17 protein-coding genes are annotated in these 17,756 nt (G+C 56.9%); 11 read left to right on the forward strand and 6 right to left on the reverse strand.

Going from position 1 to position 17,756, the window contains the following annotated elements; genetic code table 11:
* Positions 1–5: 5 nt before the first annotated feature.
* The gene (gene epmB / locus AC1XYH_RS02895) at positions 6–1,031 is read right to left on the reverse strand and encodes an EF-P beta-lysylation protein EpmB (RefSeq protein ID WP_483325165.1); all 1,026 of its coding nucleotides are present in this window, start codon (positions 1,029–1,031) and stop codon (positions 6–8) included.
* Between the two features lie 109 nt (positions 1,032–1,140).
* Here epmB and efp point away from each other — a divergent pair, with 109 nt between their 5' ends.
* Together efp and epmA are read left to right on the forward strand one after the other, a co-directional pair.
* Positions 1,141–1,707 carry an elongation factor P gene (gene efp, locus AC1XYH_RS02900; RefSeq protein ID WP_483325166.1) on the forward strand — a complete coding sequence of 189 codons (567 nt, stop codon included), beginning with the start codon at positions 1,141–1,143 and terminating at the stop codon, positions 1,705–1,707.
* 65 nt (positions 1,708–1,772) lie between these two features.
* The gene (epmA, locus tag AC1XYH_RS02905; protein ID WP_483325167.1) at positions 1,773–2,735 is read left to right on the forward strand and encodes an EF-P lysine aminoacylase EpmA; all 963 of its coding nucleotides are present in this window, start codon (positions 1,773–1,775) and stop codon (positions 2,733–2,735) included.
* A gap of 14 nt (positions 2,736–2,749) precedes the next feature.
* Here epmA and asd read toward each other — a convergent pair whose 3' ends face one another.
* The 3 genes from asd to AC1XYH_RS02920 form a co-directional block, all read right to left on the reverse strand.
* Entirely contained in the window at positions 2,750–3,601 is an 852-nt protein-coding gene (asd, locus tag AC1XYH_RS02910; protein WP_483325168.1) for an archaetidylserine decarboxylase, read from the reverse strand.
* 9 nt (positions 3,602–3,610) lie between these two features.
* Positions 3,611–4,420, reverse strand: a complete 810-nt coding sequence (locus tag AC1XYH_RS02915) for a rhodanese-like domain-containing protein (protein ID WP_483325169.1) — start codon at positions 4,418–4,420, stop codon at positions 3,611–3,613.
* 116 nt (positions 4,421–4,536) lie between these two features.
* Positions 4,537–6,120 carry a hypothetical protein gene (locus tag AC1XYH_RS02920; protein WP_483325170.1) on the reverse strand — a complete coding sequence of 528 codons (1,584 nt, stop codon included), beginning with the start codon at positions 6,118–6,120 and terminating at the stop codon, positions 4,537–4,539.
* Positions 6,121–6,232: 112 nt separating this feature from the next.
* On the opposite strand from AC1XYH_RS02920, the gene motA reads away from it, so the two are divergent.
* Together motA and motB are read left to right on the forward strand one after the other, a co-directional pair.
* Positions 6,233–7,087 (forward strand): flagellar motor stator protein MotA, encoded by an 855-nt coding sequence (gene motA, locus AC1XYH_RS02925; protein ID WP_483325171.1) that lies wholly within the window; start codon positions 6,233–6,235, stop codon positions 7,085–7,087.
* Positions 7,088–7,090: 3 nt separating this feature from the next.
* On the forward strand, positions 7,091–8,173 hold the full coding sequence (gene motB / locus AC1XYH_RS02930) for a flagellar motor protein MotB (RefSeq protein WP_483325172.1): 1,083 nt from the start codon (positions 7,091–7,093) through the stop codon (positions 8,171–8,173).
* Positions 8,174–8,233: 60 nt separating this feature from the next.
* Here motB and rsgA read toward each other — a convergent pair whose 3' ends face one another.
* Positions 8,234–9,271 carry a small ribosomal subunit biogenesis GTPase RsgA gene (rsgA, locus tag AC1XYH_RS02935; RefSeq protein WP_483325173.1) on the reverse strand — a complete coding sequence of 346 codons (1,038 nt, stop codon included), beginning with the start codon at positions 9,269–9,271 and terminating at the stop codon, positions 8,234–8,236.
* Between the two features lie 131 nt (positions 9,272–9,402).
* Here rsgA and orn point away from each other — a divergent pair, with 131 nt between their 5' ends.
* Complete coding sequence (gene orn, locus AC1XYH_RS02940) at positions 9,403–9,945, forward strand: oligoribonuclease (RefSeq protein WP_483325174.1); 543 nt, start codon at positions 9,403–9,405, stop codon at positions 9,943–9,945.
* 4 nt (positions 9,946–9,949) lie between these two features.
* Here orn and queG read toward each other — a convergent pair whose 3' ends face one another.
* On the reverse strand, positions 9,950–11,008 hold the full coding sequence (gene queG, locus AC1XYH_RS02945) for a tRNA epoxyqueuosine(34) reductase QueG (protein ID WP_483325175.1): 1,059 nt from the start codon (positions 11,006–11,008) through the stop codon (positions 9,950–9,952).
* Positions 11,009–11,098: 90 nt separating this feature from the next.
* Here queG and AC1XYH_RS02950 point away from each other — a divergent pair, with 90 nt between their 5' ends.
* The 6 genes from AC1XYH_RS02950 to hfq all read left to right on the forward strand — a co-directional run bounded on the left by AC1XYH_RS02950 (position 11,099) and on the right by hfq (position 17,739).
* Positions 11,099–12,589 (forward strand): NAD(P)H-hydrate dehydratase, encoded by a 1,491-nt coding sequence (locus AC1XYH_RS02950; RefSeq protein ID WP_483325176.1) that lies wholly within the window; start codon positions 11,099–11,101, stop codon positions 12,587–12,589.
* The gene (tsaE, locus tag AC1XYH_RS02955; protein WP_483325177.1) at positions 12,589–13,062 is read left to right on the forward strand and encodes a tRNA (adenosine(37)-N6)-threonylcarbamoyltransferase complex ATPase subunit type 1 TsaE; all 474 of its coding nucleotides are present in this window, start codon (positions 12,589–12,591) and stop codon (positions 13,060–13,062) included. Before AC1XYH_RS02950 ends, tsaE begins: the two co-directional genes overlap by 1 nt.
* 22 nt (positions 13,063–13,084) lie before the next feature.
* Positions 13,085–14,476: an N-acetylmuramoyl-L-alanine amidase gene (locus AC1XYH_RS02960; protein ID WP_483325178.1), complete on the forward strand. Its 1,392-nt coding sequence runs from the start codon at positions 13,085–13,087 to the stop codon at positions 14,474–14,476.
* Position 14,477: 1 nt separating this feature from the next.
* Entirely contained in the window at positions 14,478–16,346 is a 1,869-nt protein-coding gene (mutL, locus tag AC1XYH_RS02965) for a DNA mismatch repair endonuclease MutL (RefSeq protein ID WP_483325179.1), read from the forward strand.
* A gap of 60 nt (positions 16,347–16,406) precedes the next feature.
* The gene (gene miaA / locus AC1XYH_RS02970) at positions 16,407–17,345 is read left to right on the forward strand and encodes a tRNA (adenosine(37)-N6)-dimethylallyltransferase MiaA (protein ID WP_483326290.1); all 939 of its coding nucleotides are present in this window, start codon (positions 16,407–16,409) and stop codon (positions 17,343–17,345) included.
* A gap of 133 nt (positions 17,346–17,478) precedes the next feature.
* A complete protein-coding gene (hfq, locus tag AC1XYH_RS02975) occupies positions 17,479–17,739 on the forward strand; it encodes an RNA chaperone Hfq (protein WP_483325180.1) in 261 nt (86 codons plus the stop codon).
* Positions 17,740–17,756 lie beyond the last annotated feature (17 nt).

Genomic DNA, 17,756 nt, shown 5'->3' on the forward strand with positions numbered 1-17,756 from the left:
TTCGTTCACGGGCTAACCAAGTCGACATGAATCGGGACCTTCCCGAGCTCGCCAGCTACTTCTCTTACCAATCGCGGCACGAGGTATCCAGGCAGTCGCGTCAGCAACTGGCCAATCAACTGCTGGCCTTCGCTGTCCGAGCAATGAAAATGGCTCGCACCTCTGACATGGTCAAGCAAGTGTAGATAATAGGGCAATACGCCATTGTCGCCTAGTGCTTCGCTGAGGGCTATTTGTGCCTCAAGTCTGTCGTTGACGCCGCGCAGCAGAACGGCCTGATTGAGCAAGGTGATGTTCGCCCGCCGCAAGCGGGCAATGGCGTCCAGCATCTGGGCATCAACCTCATTGGCGTGATTGCAGTGCAACACCATGGTCACCGGCAGGCGTGTGCCGCAGAGAGCATCGATTAACTCGTCGGTTACCCGTTGAGGAATGACTACGGGCAAGCGAGTGTGCACCCGTAGCCGTTTGATGTGCGGGATATCGGCGATCTGGCGAGTCAGCCAGGCGAGGCGCCGGTCGTTGGCAGCCAAAGGGTCGCCGCCGCTGTAGATGACCTCGTTGATTGAACTGTCCTGACGGATGTAATCCAGCGCCTGCTCCCACTCGGTGGTGCTCAGGTTGTTCTCTGCATAGGGGAAATGACGGCGGAAACAATAGCGACAGTTAATCGCGCAGCCGGCGGTAACCACTAATAGAAGGCGGCCATGATATTTGTGGATAATGCCGGGCCGCGCGTTGCTTTGTTGCTCGCCAAGGGGGTCGGCTACATAGCCTGGCTGCTCGCTGAGCTCTTCGCCGAGCGGCAGTACCTGGCGCAGCAGTGGATCGTTGGGGTCGCCTGGCTGCATGCGCTGCAGGTAAGGCTCCGGGACGCGTAGTGCAAACTCCCGGTCGGCCGCCAGGGCGCCCTCGAGTAAGCTGCTGTCGAGCTGCAGCCGCTGGAGCAACACCCGTGGGTCGGTAATGCTGCTGGCCAGCAGATTTTGCCAGCTGGCAGACTCAACAGGGACTGAAGAACCATGTATCATTAGGGTTTTTCCGCGCATGGGTGTCAGGGTATCCGACTGGCTGCCTTCAACTGTTGTCAGAACGGCGCGTTGTCGGATTATCCGTTTAATTGAAAGTGGGAATGTCTGTATGGCCAATTATTCTACCAATGAATTCAAACCGGGTCTTAAGGTGATGCTCGACGGCGATCCTTGTTCCATCCTGGAAAACGAATACGTCAAGCCAGGCAAGGGTCAGGCGTTCAACCGCGTTAAGGTGCGCAACTTGAAGAACGGTCGTGTTAACGAACGTACTTTTAAGTCTGGCGATTCGCTGGAAGGCGCGGACGTGATGGACCGTGAAATGGAATACCTCTACGCCGACGGTGAGTTCTGGCACTTCATGGCGACCGATGGCTCTTTTGAGCAGGTTGGCGCTGATGAGAAAGCGGTAAGCGATTGCCTGAACTGGATGAAAGAACAAGTCATTTACCAGGTAACCCTGTTCAATGGCGCTCCGATTGCTGTTAGCCCACCTAACTTCGTGGAATTAGAAGTAGTGGAAACCGATCCAGGTGTGCGCGGTGATACTTCAGGCGGCGGTACCAAGCCAGCCAAATTGGTTACCGGTGCGGTAGTTAAGGTTCCGCTGTTCATTAATACCGGTGATGTGCTCAAGGTTGATACGCGTTCTGCCGAGTATGTTGGCCGCGCCTGACCTATTGCCTGTATCAAAAAACCGGAGCCTGGCTCCGGTTTTTTGTGTCTGATCGGAGACTCTTCATGACTGTTGACTGGAAGCCCAGTGCTTCAATTGCGGCGTTGCGCCTTCGCGCGGAGATCATCAATCATATCCGCGAGTTCTTTGCCGAGCGTGACGTGCTGGAGGTTGATACGCCGAGTTTGTCTGCCGCAGCGGTGAGTGATCCACATCTGTTTCCATTTTCTACTGACTATGTGCCGGAAGGTGGAGGCACAGCGCAGCGCCTCTACCTACATACCTCGCCGGAATACCCAATGAAACGCTTGCTAGCAGCCGGCAGTGGTGCGATCTGGCAGCTGTGCAAGGTATATCGTAACGGCGAGGTTGGCGGTAGACATAACCCCGAGTTCAGCATGCTGGAGTGGTATCGCCCCGGCTTTGATCATCACCGTTTAATGGATGAAGTGGATGCGCTGGTAGGGCTGGTGTTGGGGTCTGCCCCGGCCCGGCGAGTTAGCTATGCCGCTATTTTTGCCGAACACACTGGACTGGATATTCACAGTTGCACGGATCAGCAGCTACAGGCGCTGGCCGTCAAGCGCTGCGGCTTCAGCGGCGAGCTGCTGCGCGATGGTTGGCTCAACCTGTTGTTCTCGCATTGCGTGGAGCCCAAATTGTTGGAGCCGACGATGGTTTATGCCTTTCCAGCATCACAGGCCGCGTTGGCGCGCATAGTGGTAGGTGATGATCGGGTGGAAAGCGCTGCGCGTTTCGAGTTGTTTGTCGCAGGTATGGAGTTGGCGAATGGCTACTTTGAGCTGACCGATGCCCAAGAGCAGACGCGGCGCTTTGCTGCAGATCAGCAGCAGCGCCGGGCGCTGGGTTATCCCGAATTACCGCTGGATCAGCCATTGCTGGCGGCGCTGCAGTCGGGCTTGCCTGAGTGCGCTGGAGTAGCGCTGGGGGTGGATCGTCTGGTCATGCTGGCGCTAGGCGCCAGTCGGATTGATCAGGTGATTGCTTTCGATCTGGCGCGAGCCTAATGCCGCAGCAGGTCCTAGGCCTGCGCGGCGCCGAGCAGTTCGCCCATGCGGACGGTGCTGCCGGCTTTAAGGTCGGCATGCCAGTTGGCCACGTTGGGTCCGAATAACACTATGGCGGTTGAGCCGAGTTTGAAGCGGCCCATTTCCTCGCCCTTGGCCAGGCTCGGTGCGGCTTGACCATATCCAGTTGAGCGCAACTGCCGGCTGGGCGGTGCAACCAGTCCGGCCCATACCGTTTCCACCGAGGCAACGATCATGGCGCCGACTAACACTACGGCCATGGGGCCCACTTCTGTTTCAAACAAACAGACTACGCGCTCATTGCGGGCAAATAGCTCTGGCACGTTCTCGGCCGTGGTCTGGTTGACCGAGAATAGCCTGCCTGGCACGTAGATCATTTCGGTCAAGGTGCCGGAGAAGGGCATGTGTACCCGGTGGTAATCACTTGGTGAGAGATAAACAGTGGCAAACTCGCCGCCCTGGAATGCCGCTGCATGGGCTGCGTTGCCGCCGAGCAGTTCAGTCACACTGAAGCTGTGGCCCTTGGCCTGAAAAATCCGGCCGTGCTCGATCTTGCCCAATTGACTAATGGTGCCGTCTGCAGGACAAAGTATGCCTTTCTCGGTGCTATCTAATGGGCGAGCATCGGCTTTCAGGGCGCGGGTAAAAAACGCATTGAAGCTAGCGTAGGCGGTTGGGTTCTCTTCCAGCGCCAAGCTCATGTCTACTTTATAGTGGCCAACGAACCAATTGATGAACGGGTTTTTTACCCAAGGCCAAGTGCAGTTCGCCAAGCAGCCGGCTAGACGCGATAGCAGGTGATGTGGAAGCAGGTACTGCATCAAGATGAATAAGCGCGCGGGCATGAAAGCTCCTCAAAGTTCGACGGGTGTGTCTGGATGATTGCCCCATTCGGACCAGGATCCGGCATAGGCTTTTACGTTGGGATAGCCAAGCACCTTGGCGGCTAGATAGGTGAAGCCGGAGCGGTGATGAGTCTGGCAATGCGTGACAATTGTCTTGTCGGGCGTTATACCCAGGGCGCGCAGCTGTTCGGCAAGGTCACTGCGTAATCGCAAGCCGCGCTCAGAGTCCATGCCGGCGGTCCACTCAAGGTTGACCGCTCCGGGGATGTGCCCACCCTTGGCCGCTACTACCTTTGCGCCGCAGAACTCCTGTGGCGAGCGTGCATCCCAGATTACTTGCTGCGGATTTTTGAGGTCAGCCAGCAGGCTATCGAGATCAATTGTGTGGTGGTTATTAAACGACAATGTCGGCTGGCTAGGTGATGCCTTGTTTTGCTCTTGTTCAAGCTCCAGCCCGGCTTGTTGCCAGGCTTTCAGGCCGCCATTGATATAGCTGTAATGCGGATGACCTATGCTGTCCAGCAGCCAGATGAAGCGGCCTGCCCAGCCGCCCCCTTCGTCATCGTAAACAATGTAATGCAGTTCATCGTGATGCCCCAGCTCGGAAAACATACTGTGTAACTCTGCCTCCGATGGCAGTAGGCCTGGGCGCGGCGCTGGCGCCGCGGTCCGTGTGGGGGCAATGTGCACGGCGCCAGGGATATGCCCTGCTAGGTACTGTGCAGTGCTGCTCAGATCCACCAATCGGCAGCGTTGCTGGTCGATGGGCAGTTCGAGCGCTTCTGGCTCAATGAGTAAAGGCAGATGGGCAATCGTCATGCGTGACACCTCTCCGGAAAAATGGGGTTCGCGGCAAGGGCTAGGCCCAATGCGCGCATTGTAGCGGATTGCCGTTCGGGGTCTATTAACGGATTGCCGCAAGATGCCACAAAACCCTAGCTGCGTTGCTTGAAGTTAAGCAGTCCTTTGAGGGCGCAGGAGGCGGTTTTAACCAAGGCTTTTTGGCGCTGCTGATCGATCAACTGCTGGCTGCCTGGATTGCAGACAAATAGCAGGCCAAGTACCTGGCTGTTGTGGATGATAGGCACCAGTTCGAATGCGCTATCAGGTGCGATGGTTTTCAGTGAGCCAGGTAACAGTGGTCCCAGGCTAGTTACCCGTTCAGTGTTGAGGTGGTGACAGGACTCACTGATGAGCCAGTTACCCCAAGCGGAACCGCGCGGGTTGCCTAGCTTGGTCCCTATGAGTCGCTGGCCAGACTCAAAGCCAAAGGCAGCGCTCACAACTAGTTGCTGTGCCTTGCCGTTGAATAGCGCGATCCAGCATTGCTGTGAACCAAGCCCATCATGCATAGCCTTGAGTGCGCAATCTAGTAGCTCCGGTAGGCTAGTGAAGGGGCTCGGTTGGGTGCTCAGCATTAAACAAAGCTGGCGCCAGCGCTCGGGACGAATGGGCGCCGGCGGAATAGGAGTAACAGGTTTGCTGGCAGTCTTGGCGGCCGGTTCTGTTGTGGCGGGCGAATAATCTGCAGGCCAGGCTAGCGATGATGCGGGGAGCCAAGGCTGCCCGGGGGTCAGTTGGTGCTGGATGCGCGCACTGGTGGCAGCGCTCTCATGGTTGATACGCTGCACATCTGCAACGCTGCAACCTAGATAGAGAGCGCTGAGTTGTTGCCAGCGTAGGGTATGGATCGCGTACCAACTGTGATGTGAGCCCAATGCTATGCCGCTTGCCATCAGCAGGCTGTTAGCCGGCTGGGTAAGCCAGCGATACAGGTCGCGGTCAGCATCTAGTCGAGCTTGTTGATCCTGCGGATTGCTGGCGTTGCGCGCTATATGTAGAGCCTTGACCATGGTGCGGCGGCTGGTATTCAGAGAGCGATAGCCCTGCAGTATCCAAGGTGGCAGCCACCAATCCTGAGCAACCTGCTGAACCAGCAGAAACCCCATGGAGGTGGTCTCAGCAATTTGTTTTTTGCTGACATTTTCGGGCAGAATGCCGCGGTTCAGTTGGTCCCATTGCTCGAAAATGCGGGGCTTGATGTAGGTCAGAGCCCAGAGTGGTGAGAGAAATAGCAAGGATGCCAAGGACATTTCATGCCACAGACGGGCTATGCGGTGCGAGAACAGCCCCTGCGCCTGGCTGACAGCGTGTTCGCTGATACTCAGCAACTGCAGATACGCTTTGGGTAGTTGATCTGCTTCGACCACCGGGATATTGCCAAGTAAGGTGCCAAGACGCTGGGTGCCGAGCAGGCCGCAAGCCTGCTCCAGAGTAAGAATGTCGACGTCCTTATTGCGCGCTGCATCGCCCGCGGCGCGGCACACATGTAATGCTGCCACCGGCACGCTCATTATTTCTTGAGTCAGCTCGTTCAGACTTAACATATCACTGCCGAGCTGGAGCAGCAGGCGCTCGCGTTGGGCCGGGGTGATTGGCAGTACCGTGGCATTCAGTTTCTCGCGCAGGCTGCCGATAATGTCTGTACTACCGTTACGGTGAGGCTGGGCTGTGCTCATAGGGCTCGCGGCTTTATACTTGTCGTTTGCGCGACTATAACTCGAACTGCGGTGGTTTGCCGCCCTTGCATGCCTGGTGCATGCATCCTGCTATATCGGGATATTCTGATTTATGCTGAAAATCGCTGGTTTTCTTGTTGTTATCGGTTCTGTGCTCGGCGGTTTTCTTGCGTCCGGCGGCCATATTGGCGCGCTCTGGCACCCGTTTGAAATATTGATTATCGGTGGCGCTGCCTTCGGTGCTTTTATGGTGGCTAACAGCGCTGCAGTGGTTAAAAAGACGCTGGCAGCAGGCCCGGCGATCATGTTTGGCCATAAGTTCAGTAAGGCTTACTACCTCGATGTGCTGGGGTTGCTGTATGAGGTACTGAACAAGAGCAGACGCGAAGGCATGATGTCTATTGAGGTAGATATTGAAGAGCCGTTGGAAAGTCCGATTTTTAGCAAGTATCCGGCGATCCTAAAAGACAAGCACATGACCGAGTTTATCTGCGATTACCTGCGCATTATGTCCACCGGCAACATGGCGCCGCATGAGCTGGAAGCGTTGTTCGATGTGGAGATTTCCAGCTTGACCGAAGAGTTGCTTGAGCCCTCCCATGCCGCTACTCGGGTGTCTGATGCGTTACCCGGTTTTGGTATCGTCGCAGCGGTGCTGGGTATCGTGATCACCATGGGTATTCTGGGTGATGCAGAAAAGTCCGAAATCGGTGAGAAAGTCGCAACCGCATTGGTCGGCACCTTCTTGGGTATTCTCGCGGCCTACGGTTTTGTCGGCCCGTTCGCCAGCGCTATGGAGCACGAGGCGCATGAAGAAGCCAATACATACGAAGCGATCAAGATGTCGTTGGTGGCTAGCGCTCAGGGATTGCCGCCAGCGCTAGCGGTGGAGTTTGGCCGTAAGTCGCTGTTGCCCGAACACCGGCCCAGCTTTCTGGAGCTGGAAGAGTCGGTCAAAGGCCGCTGATAAATGGATAACAATCAGCCGATTATCGTAAAGCGCATCTCGCGCAAAGCTGCTGGCCATCATGGTGGTTCCTGGAAAATTGCCTTTGCTGACTTTGCAGTAGCGATGATGGCGTTTTTTCTGGTCATGTGGCTAATTACAGTGGCCACGCCAGAGCAGTTGCGCGATATCTCAGGTTATTTCAACGATCCCGTGGGTTTCTCCGAAGGGGGTACTCCTTACCCAATTGATCTGGGTGGCTCACCTCAAGTGTCGCCTGAACGCACCCTGAACAAAGAGCAGGACCCGCAAGACGAAGATATGTTGGATGAGGCCGCCGCCAAAGATGTAGCGGCTCAGGCAGAGCAATTTGAACTGGAGATGCTGCTGCAGGAACTGCAAAATCAGATAGATGAAGAGCCGGTGTTACAGCGCTTTAAGGATCAAATTCTGATCGAAATTACCCAGGATGGACTGCGCATTCAGATCGTTGATGCCGAAAACCGTCCGATGTTTGCCAGTGGTAGCGCCGAGCTACAGCCTTACTTCGAAGAGATTTTGCTGGCGCTGAGTGACACCATCGCCAAGGTCCCGAAAAAAATCAGCATCAGCGGTCATACGGACTCTGAGCCCTTTCGTGGGCGTCGGGGCTACGGAAACTGGGAGTTGTCATCCGATCGTGCCAACGCTGCGCGGCGCACTCTCTTGGTCGCGGGCTATCCGGAACCGCAAGTTGCTCGCGTGGTGGGTTATGCAGATTCGGCGCTGTTTGATCGCGCAGATCCGTTCAGTGCTACCAATCGCAGAATTGACATTGTGGTGCTGAACCATCAGGCGGAGACGCAGTTGCGAGAGTCCGCCGAAACTGAGCCGCAAGCAGCGGCTGCAGTGGAGCGGGTATTGGAGCAAGCGCCCGAGTCATCCCCTGAACAATCCCCCGAGCTTTTGCCAGAGGCAGAGCTTAGCTCGCCAATAGAGCTTGAATCGGCGGTTGAAGATGCGGTGCCGGCAGAAGCTCCTGAGCAGGAGCCCTCGGCCACACCACAGCCGCCGCGACGCTTGAATCTCTTTGATGATGCCGAGCCGACACGGCGCCTGCGCGACTAGTGTGTTGTTAAACAGCAACCAATCGCCCGATTTACCTGCTTTCAGCCTTTAATAGCACTGTTAACGCGGGGTGTCGTTGGCGCTTAGCGTCGAGAGGATATATTTGTAACTGCCCATGCGCGCTTTTGCGATATTGCCGTCGGCTACCGCGCCGAGCAGCGCGCAGCCAGGTTCTTGCTGATGTCTGCAGTCGCGAAAGCGGCACATTCCGAGGTAGGGGCGAAACTCGATAAAGCCTTCCAGCAGCTCATCGTGGCTGATATGCATCAAGCCAAACTCGCGGATGCCGGGCGAGTCGATTAGGTCTCCGCCCGCGGGAAAGTGGAACAGCTTGGCGGTGGTGGTGGTGTGAGTGCCCTTGCCGGTGTGCTCAGAAAGAGCGCCTACGCGCAGGTCTTCGCCCGGCAGTAGCACGTTGATCAACGATGATTTGCCAACGCCTGACTGGCCGACAAACACGCTGATACGGTCTTTCAGTGTAGCCTTCAGGTCGTCCATGCCGCTGCCGTCGTCGGCAGACAGGCTGAGCACCCGGTATCCCAGTTTGGCGTAGTCACGCAGCCACTGTTGCAGTTCGCTGTGGTCTTTATCGTTTAGCAGGTCAGATTTGTTCATGACCAGCAGCGGCTCGAGCCCGGCCTGCTCGGCCGCGACCAGATAACGGTCGATTAAGTTGGCATAGGGCGTGGGGAGAGGGGCAAACACAATAACCAGCAAGTCGACGTTGGCCGCGACCGGTTTGAGTTGGCCGCGATGATCCGGGCGGCAGAGCTCGGTGGTCCGTGGTTGCTGAGCAACGATGACCCCTGAGCCTTGATTATCAGCCCGCCAGATGACCCGATCACCGGTTACCAGTGCAGGCAGGTTGGCGCGTCGGTAGCAGCGGCGTATTTCTCCCGCATTGGCGCCATCGGTCGCTTCCACGTCCATCTGCACGCCAAAGTGAGCTATTACCAAACCGCTTTGCTCTGGCCCCAAATCGCCGCCGAGCAAGCTTTCTTCGGCTTTGTCGGCGCGTTTGTCGGCGCGTGCAGCGCGCTCGTCTTGAATTTTCTGGATGCGCCAGTTTTGGCGTCGTGTGAGATGTCGCTTGGCCATGGAATCAGTGTCTGAAGAAACAGCCGCAGTGTAGCACGCTGCAGTTATACTGGCGGCAGTTGATCCAGCGTATAAATAGCTAGCCGCGCTGGTTCTGATCATCTTCCCATCAGGCAAGCGCAGGAGTCAGCATGCAGAGCCCCGATAACCTTATCTGGATTGACCTGGAAATGACCGGGCTGGACACCGACAATGACGTCATCATCGAGATCGCCACCATAGTGACCGATTCCAACCTGAATGTGCTGGCCGAGGGCCCGTCCATTGCGGTCAAGCAGCCTGATGCCATGCTCGATGGTATGGATGAGTGGAACACCCGGCAGCACGGCGGCTCTGGGCTCGCCCAGCGCGTACGTGACAGTCATGTCAGTGAAGCCGAGGCTGAGCAGCAAACCATTGCCTTTTTACAGCAATGGGTGCCGAAAGGTCGCTCGCCGATGTGTGGCAACAGCATCTGCCAGGATCGACGTTTTCTGCATCGTGGCATGCCCGAGCTGGAAAAGTTTTTTCACTACCGCAATCTCGACGTGTCGACACTGAAAGAACTGGCTGCACGCTGGGCGCCGGAAGTGAAAAATGGCGTGAAGAAACAAAGTAGCCATTTGGCGATGGATGATATTCGCGACTCGATTGCCGAGCTGCAACACTACCGTGAGCATTTCATCAAGTTTTAACGGCTCAGGCGTTGTGTCGCTTCAACGCCCACTCAACATGTTCGCGCACCAACTCGGAAGGATGGGCGCGACGCGCCTTCAGCGCTTCGATGACCGGAATGCTGCTGGTTGCGTTGCCTAGCCCGACCGCCAGATTCCGCAGCCAGCGCTCATGGCCAATGCGGCGGATCGGTGAACCTTCGGTGTTGGCTAAGAAGGTGGGTTCGTCCCAGCTGAACAGCTCGGCTAGGCTGGCTTGATCGAGCCGGTGGCGTGGGCTGAAGTCGCTTTCTGTGGTGGGCTTGGCGAAGCGGTTCCAGGGGCAGACGAGCTGGCAGTCGTCACAGCCGAATACGCGGTTACCCATTGGTTCACGAAGGTCTTCGGGGATAGCGCCTTTTAATTCAATAGTCAGGTAAGAGATGCAACGCCTTGCATCCAGTATCTTGTCACCAACAAAGGCCTGAGTCGGGCAGCGCTCCAGGCAAGCGGTGCAGCTGCCGCAATGCTCGCTCTGATAGGGTTGATCTATCGGAAGAGGCAAGTCGGTGTAGAGTTCGCCAAGAAAAAAGTAGCTGCCAGCCTTACGGTTGATCAGCATACTGTTTTTGCCGATCCAGCCGAGCCCTGAACCGGTTGCCAATGCGCGCTCCATGACGGGGGCACTGTCGACGAAAGCGCGATAACCAAAAGGTCCGATCAGCGCTTGTATCGCATCGGCGAGTTTCTGCAGGCGGCGACGAATTAACTTGTGATAGTCGCGGCCCAAGGCATAGCGCGAAACATAAGCCGAATCAGGTTGGCCCAAGCGCTGCGCCATGGCGCTATCGCCCGGCAAGTAATCCATGCGCACGGAGATAACCCGCTGCGTGCCAGGCACCAGCTCGGCTGGCTGGGTGCGCTTGCTGCCGTGACTGGCCATCCACTCCATCTCGCCGTGATAGCCAGCGTCCAGCCACTGCGTTAGCCATTCTTCATGCTGTCCGATATCAGGCGCACTGATGCCCAGCTGCTGGAAGCCAAGTTGGCTGGCCAGGCTGCGAATCTGTTCTGCGAGGGAGTGATAGTCGGTATCTTCAGGCATTTTGTTTGGGTGCAGTGCTGGTCTGGGTTTAGGGATGAGGCAGTTGATCTCGTATAATTGTGCCAGACATCCGCACGTGGAGCCTATTTTATGCCGCACCCTCTGCCCGACAAGGTTTACAGCACTGCTCAGATAAGGACGCTGGACGCATGTTTGATCGCCGCTGGTACGCCCGGTATTGAGTTAATGCAGTCGGCCGCAGACGCTGTGTGGCTGGCGATTACCCAGCGCTGGCCGAATGCTCAGCGCATGAGCGTGCTATGTGGCGGTGGTAATAATGCCGGGGATGGTTATCTATTGGCTCTGTTGGCTAAGCTGGCGGGCTGGCAGGTGCAAGTGTTTACTCTGGCCGACCCGGTAACGTTGCGCGGTGATGCGGCTACTGCCCATCGGCGAGCGCAAGAACAAGGCGTGAGTATGCAGCCCTGGGATGCACAGGCTGAGCTCTTTGGCGTCATAGTTGATGCGCTGCTCGGGACCGGATTGCGCGGCGAAGTACGCGCTGAATATCAGCAGGCGATTAAGGCGATCAATGCAGCGGTCGGGCCAGTCGTAGCAGTAGATCTACCCAGTGGGTTGGATGCCGATCGCGGTGTTGTGCTGGGTTGCGCCGTGGTGGCTGAGCTGACGGTGACCTTTATAGCTCTCAAACTCGGATTGTTGACTGGTGTGGGGCCTGATTACGTGGGTGAGTTGGAGTTTGCCCCGCTGGCTAGTAGCGTACAGCACGCACCAGCGGCCGCGTTTGAGCGCCTCAGTCTGGACGGTTGGGCAGGTACGCTGCCGCCGCGAAAGAAAGCCGCGCACAAGGGGCACTTCGGTCATCTGCTGTTGGTCGGCGGAGGCCATGGTATGGGCGGCGCCATCATGTTGGCAGCGGAGGCCGCCATGCACAGTGGGGCAGGCAAGATCAGCGTGGCGACTCGTGCTGAGTATGTCGGGCCGTTGCTGAGCCGTTGTCCAGAGCTGATGGTGCATGCGATCAATGATACTGAGCAGCTCCGACCTCTGCTTGAGCAGGCTGATGCAGTGGTTATCGGTCCTGGCTTGGGGCGCGATCAATGGGCGAGGTCATTGTTGCATGCGGTGCTGAGCTGGAATGGCCCGCGAGTGCTGGATGCCGATGCGCTGAATCTGATAGCCGAGCACGATGTTCTGCCGCGATTAGGCGAGGATGCTGTAATCTCGCCACACCCGGCGGAGGCAGCACGGTTGCTATCGTCGTCGAATGACGAAGTGCAGGCTGATCGGCCGGCGGCTTTACAGCGGTTGGTGACGGCGCTAGGTTGCGCCGTCATTCTCAAAGGCGCCGGCAGCTTGGTCGCTAGCGAGGATGCAACACTAGCGGCGGTCTGTAGTGATGGCAATCCGGGTATGGCTGTAGGCGGTATGGGCGATGTGCTGTCGGGTTTATTAGGCGCGCTATTGGCCCAGCGGGTTCCTGCTGCCAAAGCGGCACGTTATGGGGTGCTGGTGCATGCGTTAGCGGGTGACGCGGCGGCGGCCAAAGGTGAAGTGGGAATGCGAGCGAGCGATATGTTCGTGCCAATCAGGCAATACCTGAATCAACGGGAAGGGTAATGAGCTACGCAGTAGAGGTTGATGGTGAAGAGGCGATGCAGCAGTTGGGCGGCGAAATTGCTCGGGCACTTGTCGCCCGGGGTGTGGTCTACCTCGAAGGAAATCTGGGGATGGGCAAAACCACGCTCAGCCGCGGCATGATTCGTGGGCTAGGCCACGTAGGAGCAGTGAAAAGCCCGACCTTTACCCTGGTTGAGCCCTATGAGTTGCCTGCCGCGACCGTTTACCATTTTGATTTGTATCGGTTGGTCGACCCTGAAGAGCTCGAATTTCTTGGTGTGCGCGATTATTTCTCTGCAGACAGTCTTTGTTTGGTGGAATGGCCGGAAAAAGGGCGGGGTGTTTTGCCAAGACCCGACCTGACGATTACCATTAGCGTAGAAGGTGCTGGCAGACGCCTTTTGTTTACCGGCCAAACCGAACATGGCTTAGCCAGCTGCCAACGATTGCAACAAGAACGGAGTAAGACCTAGCATGATCGGGGGAAAATGCCAGATGCTGCTGCGTTGGTGCGCTGTCAGCCTATTGTGTCTTGTTACCGAGGCTTCTTTCGCAGCTGACATTAAGAGCGTGCGCCTCTGGCGTGCGCCGGATAACACGCGGCTGGTATTTGATTTGAGTGGGCCGGTAGAGCATTCGCTGTTTACGCTTTCCAATCCCGAGCGGATCGTTATCGACATCAGTAATGCCACCTTCAACGCCAATACCAGTGATCTCGCGCTGGCTAATACACCGCTGACTGGCATGCGCTCGGCGCCGCGTGATGGCAAGGATCTTCGCGTCGTGCTGGATCTGTCGGCCCAGGTCAATCCCAAGAGTTTTGTGCTGCCGTCTAATCAACAGTATGGCGATCGTCTGGTTATTGACTTGTTCGATCAGGATGGCGAGTCGAGGGCTATTGATCCGCCGCAGGCGCCTCAGGCTTCACCATTGCCGCAGACGCCCACGCGCTCTGCTACCGAGGCCGGCGTGCGCGACATCATTATTGCCATTGATGCCGGCCATGGCGGCGAAGATCCAGGGGCGATTGGTTATGGCGGCGCGCGTGAAAAAGAAGTGGTGCTGGCCATCGCCCGTGACCTGAAAGGCATGATTGATGCCGAGCCCGGCTTTAAGGGGCAGTTGGTGCGCACGGGTGATTACTTTATTCCGCTGCGCAAGCGCACGGAAATCGCCCGTCAGCATAATGCCGACCTGTTCGTTTCCATTCATGCTGATGCTTTTACTCGCGCGAGCGCCAACGGCGCATCGGTCTTTGCCTTGTCTGATCGAGGCGCAACGTCAGAGACGGCGCGTTTGTTGGCTGATCGTGAGAACCGCTCTGACCTGATTGGTGGTGTGGGTGGCGTAAGCCTTGGCAATAGGGATCAGGTGTTGGCCAGCGTACTGCTTGATCTTTCTATGACTGCAACGCTGTCGGCAAGCCTGGATGTAGGTCAGCAGGTGCTGTCTTCGGTTGGTCGGGTTAATTCGCTACATAAACCACGGGTTGAACAAGCGGGTTTCATGGTGTTGAAATCGCCGGATATCCCGTCGATTTTGGTAGAAACCGGTTTTATTTCGAACCCGGGCGAGGCGCGTAAACTGGTCACGCGCAGTCACCAGCAAGCCTTGGCACGCTCCATTCATGCGGGCGTGAAGAACTACTTCCATCGTAATCCTCCACCAGGCACACGTGTTGCCGCGCTTAAGGCCAGCGGCAAGCTGGCCCAAGGGCCGCGTGAGCATGTGGTGCGGCGAGGCGATAGTCTGTCAATGGTTGCGGCCTTGTATCAGGTATCGCTTAGTGGTCTGCGGAACGCCAATAACTTGTCTAACGATAACTTACGAGTGGGCCAGGTATTGAAAGTGCCGTCCAGTAGCATGCTCGTACAGAACCAACCCTGATATGTCTCGAATTCAACTCTTAAGCCCACGTCTGGCCAACCAAATCGCGGCGGGCGAGGTTGTCGAGCGACCCGCATCGGTTATTAAGGAGCTGTTGGAAAACAGCCTGGATGCAGGTGCTAAGCGCATCGATATTGATATCGAGCAGGCAGGCGTCAAATTGCTGCGAGTGCGCGACGACGGTAGCGGCATAGCGCAGGATGATTTACCGCTGGCATTATCGCGGCACGCAACCAGTAAAATTCGCGATCTTGATGATTTGGAACGGGTCGCCACCTTGGGTTTTCGCGGCGAAGCCCTAGCGTCGGTTAGTTCAGTTTCACGGTTGACGCTCACCTCCTGTCCGGCGGGCAGCGATCAGGCTTGGCAGGTTGAGACGGAGGGGCGCGATATGGCGCCTAGCTTGCAGCCTGCAGCGCACCCGCAGGGCACCACGGTCGAAGTGCGTGACTTGTTTTTCAATACGCCCGCTAGACGCAAATTCCTGCGTACCGAAAAGACCGAGTTTTCTCACCTTGAAGAGGTGGTTAAGCGGCTGGCTTTGTCGCGCTTCGATGTGGCCTTCAACCTGCGCCACAATGGCCGCAGTGTGTTCAGTCTGCGCCCTGCACATACTGAACAGGAAGCACGGCGACGAGTGGCTACCGTCTGTGGGGCGGCCTTTGTCGAGCAGTCGCGATCAATTGACAATGAGCGCGGCGGGCTGCGGCTCTGGGGTTGGGTGGGCTTGCCGACGTTCTCTCGTAGCCAGGCCGATCTGCAATACTTTTTCGTCAATGGCCGCATGATCAAAGACAAGCTGGTTGCCCACGCGGTGCGTCAGGCTTATCGCGACGTCATGTTTAATGGCCGTCATCCGACCTTTGTGCTGTTTATGGAGCTGGATCCCGGTGTGGTCGATGTGAACGTACACCCGACCAAGCACGAGGTGCGTTTCCGTGATGGTCGTATGGTCCACGACTTTTTGTTCAGCACTTTGTATCGCGCACTGGCGGACCAGCGACCTGGTGATCAGTCCGAGCAGGCCGAGGCGGGCACTCAAGCTGCCGCGCCGCCGCCCTCTATGCAGCCATCAGTAAGCGGTTTGGATGCCGGGGTGTTTTCTGGTCAACAGTACATGCCGTTGAATGAACCCTCCGCCAGCTTGCGGGTGGAGAGCGCTGGCGTTGCGCCGGGCTCTGGTTATACCGCCACACCGCCGCCTTCGGCAGAAGCGGTCGCCGCTTATGCCAGCCTGTATGGCGCGCAACCAACCGGTCTGCAGTTGCCACAGGAGGAAGGCAATGTCCCGCCCTTGGGGTATGCCGTAGCGCAATTGCACGGGGTTTATATCCTGGCGGAAAACAGCGCAGGTATGGTGGTGGTAGATATGCACGCGGCGCACGAGCGAATTACCTATGAGCGCCTCAAGCTGGCGATGGATCAGGAAGGGCTGCGCAGCCAGCCGTTGTTGGTGCCGGAAAGCCTGGCTGTCAGTCAGCGTGAGGCTGATTGTGCAGAGGAGCATGCTGAGTGGTTTACGCGGCTGGGCATGTCGCTTCAGCGCGTCGGGCCAGAGTCACTGGCTATTCGCGAGGTGCCAGCACTGCTGCGCCAAGCGCACGCCGAGCAGTTGGTGCGCGATGTTTTGAGTGATCTGTTGGAATACGGTACCAGTGATCGGATTCAGGCCCACGTGAATGAGCTGCTCGGAACCATGGCATGCCATGGTTCAGTGCGCGCTAACCGTCGGTTGACGCTAGCGGAGATGAACGGCCTGTTGCGGGATATGGAGCAGACCGAGCGCAGTGGTCAATGCAATCATGGGCGGCCAACCTGGACGCAGATGAGCATGGCAGAGCTCGACAAGCTGTTTCTGCGGGGGCGCTGAATCGACCGATGAACGGAAACAACCTTGATTGCTGACAAGCTGCCACCGGTCATTTGCCTCATGGGGCCGACCGCATCGGGTAAGACCGAGCTGGCCATGCACTTGTATGATCATTTTCCCTGTGAGTTAGTCAGTGTTGACTCGGTGCTGGTGTATCGTGGCATGGATGTCGGCTCGGCCAAGCCGGATGCGCAAACTCTTGAGCGTTACCCGCATCATCTGATTGATATTCTTGATCCGGCTGAGGCCTATTCTGCTGCGCGTTTTCGCGAGGACGTGACGCCCCTGTTGGCGGATATCACTGCGCGTGGCCATATCCCGGTGCTAGTGGGCGGCACTATGCTTTATTTTAAGGCGTTGGCTGGCGGCCTGGCGCAGATGCCATCGGCTGATCCTGTGGTGCGCGCCCGTATCGAAATGATGGCGCAAGCAGCTGGTTGGGAGTCAGTACATGCAGAATTGGCGCGGGTTGATCCAGTAGCGGCTGAGCGCATACACCCCAATGATCCGCAGCGGATTCAGCGCGCTTATGAGGTGTTTCTGCTAACTGGTATTACACTGACACAAATGCATGCCCAGCAAAGCGCAGAAAAAGGCGCTAGTGGGCCGTCGGAAGCGGCGGTTTTACCTTATACTATGCACTATCTGGCCGTTGCTCCACAGGATCGAACTGTGCTGCACGAGCGAATTGCTGAACGTTTTGTCTTGATGATGAAACAAGGGCTGGTTCCCGAGGTCGAAGCTTTGCGCAATCGAGGGGACTTGAATTCAGCCATGCCGTCCATTAGAGCGGTCGGTTACCGGCAGGTCTGGGATTATCTGGATGGCAAGCTGGACGAGTCAGAGATGGTTCAACGTGGCATTATCGCGACACGGCAATTGGCCAAACGTCAGTTCACTTGGTTGCGCGGCTGGCATGCTGAAATCGAATGGCTTGACAGTCTGGACCCGAAAAGATTCGAGCAGGCCTTGAAAGCGCTGCAAGAGGCCGCAATATAGAGTTCATCGGTGCTACTGCCACCCTTGGGTGCGCAGCTAACTTGCCTGCTGGTCTTTTGGATAATGGACAAGCCGGCCAAATCGCATTATTACAATGCTTAAAATTATCGGTTTCCATTAAAGGAGTGAGGCAATGTCAAAAGGGCATTCACTACAAGACCCTTACCTGAACGTTCTGCGCAAGGAACGTGTCCCGGTATCCATCTATCTCGTAAACGGCATCAAGCTGCAGGGCCAGATCGAGTCATTTGACCAATTTGTCATTCTGTTGAAAAACACAGTTAGTCAGATGGTCTACAAGCACGCGATCTCTACAGTCGTTCCTGGTCGTCCGGTGCGTTTGCCGGTTGCTGCTGGTGGCGATGAAGCTGAAGCTGAGGTCGGCAATCCTTAATGCAAAAGGAGGCCTGA

The organism is Pseudomonas sp. GW-45 (assembly GCF_056896675.1).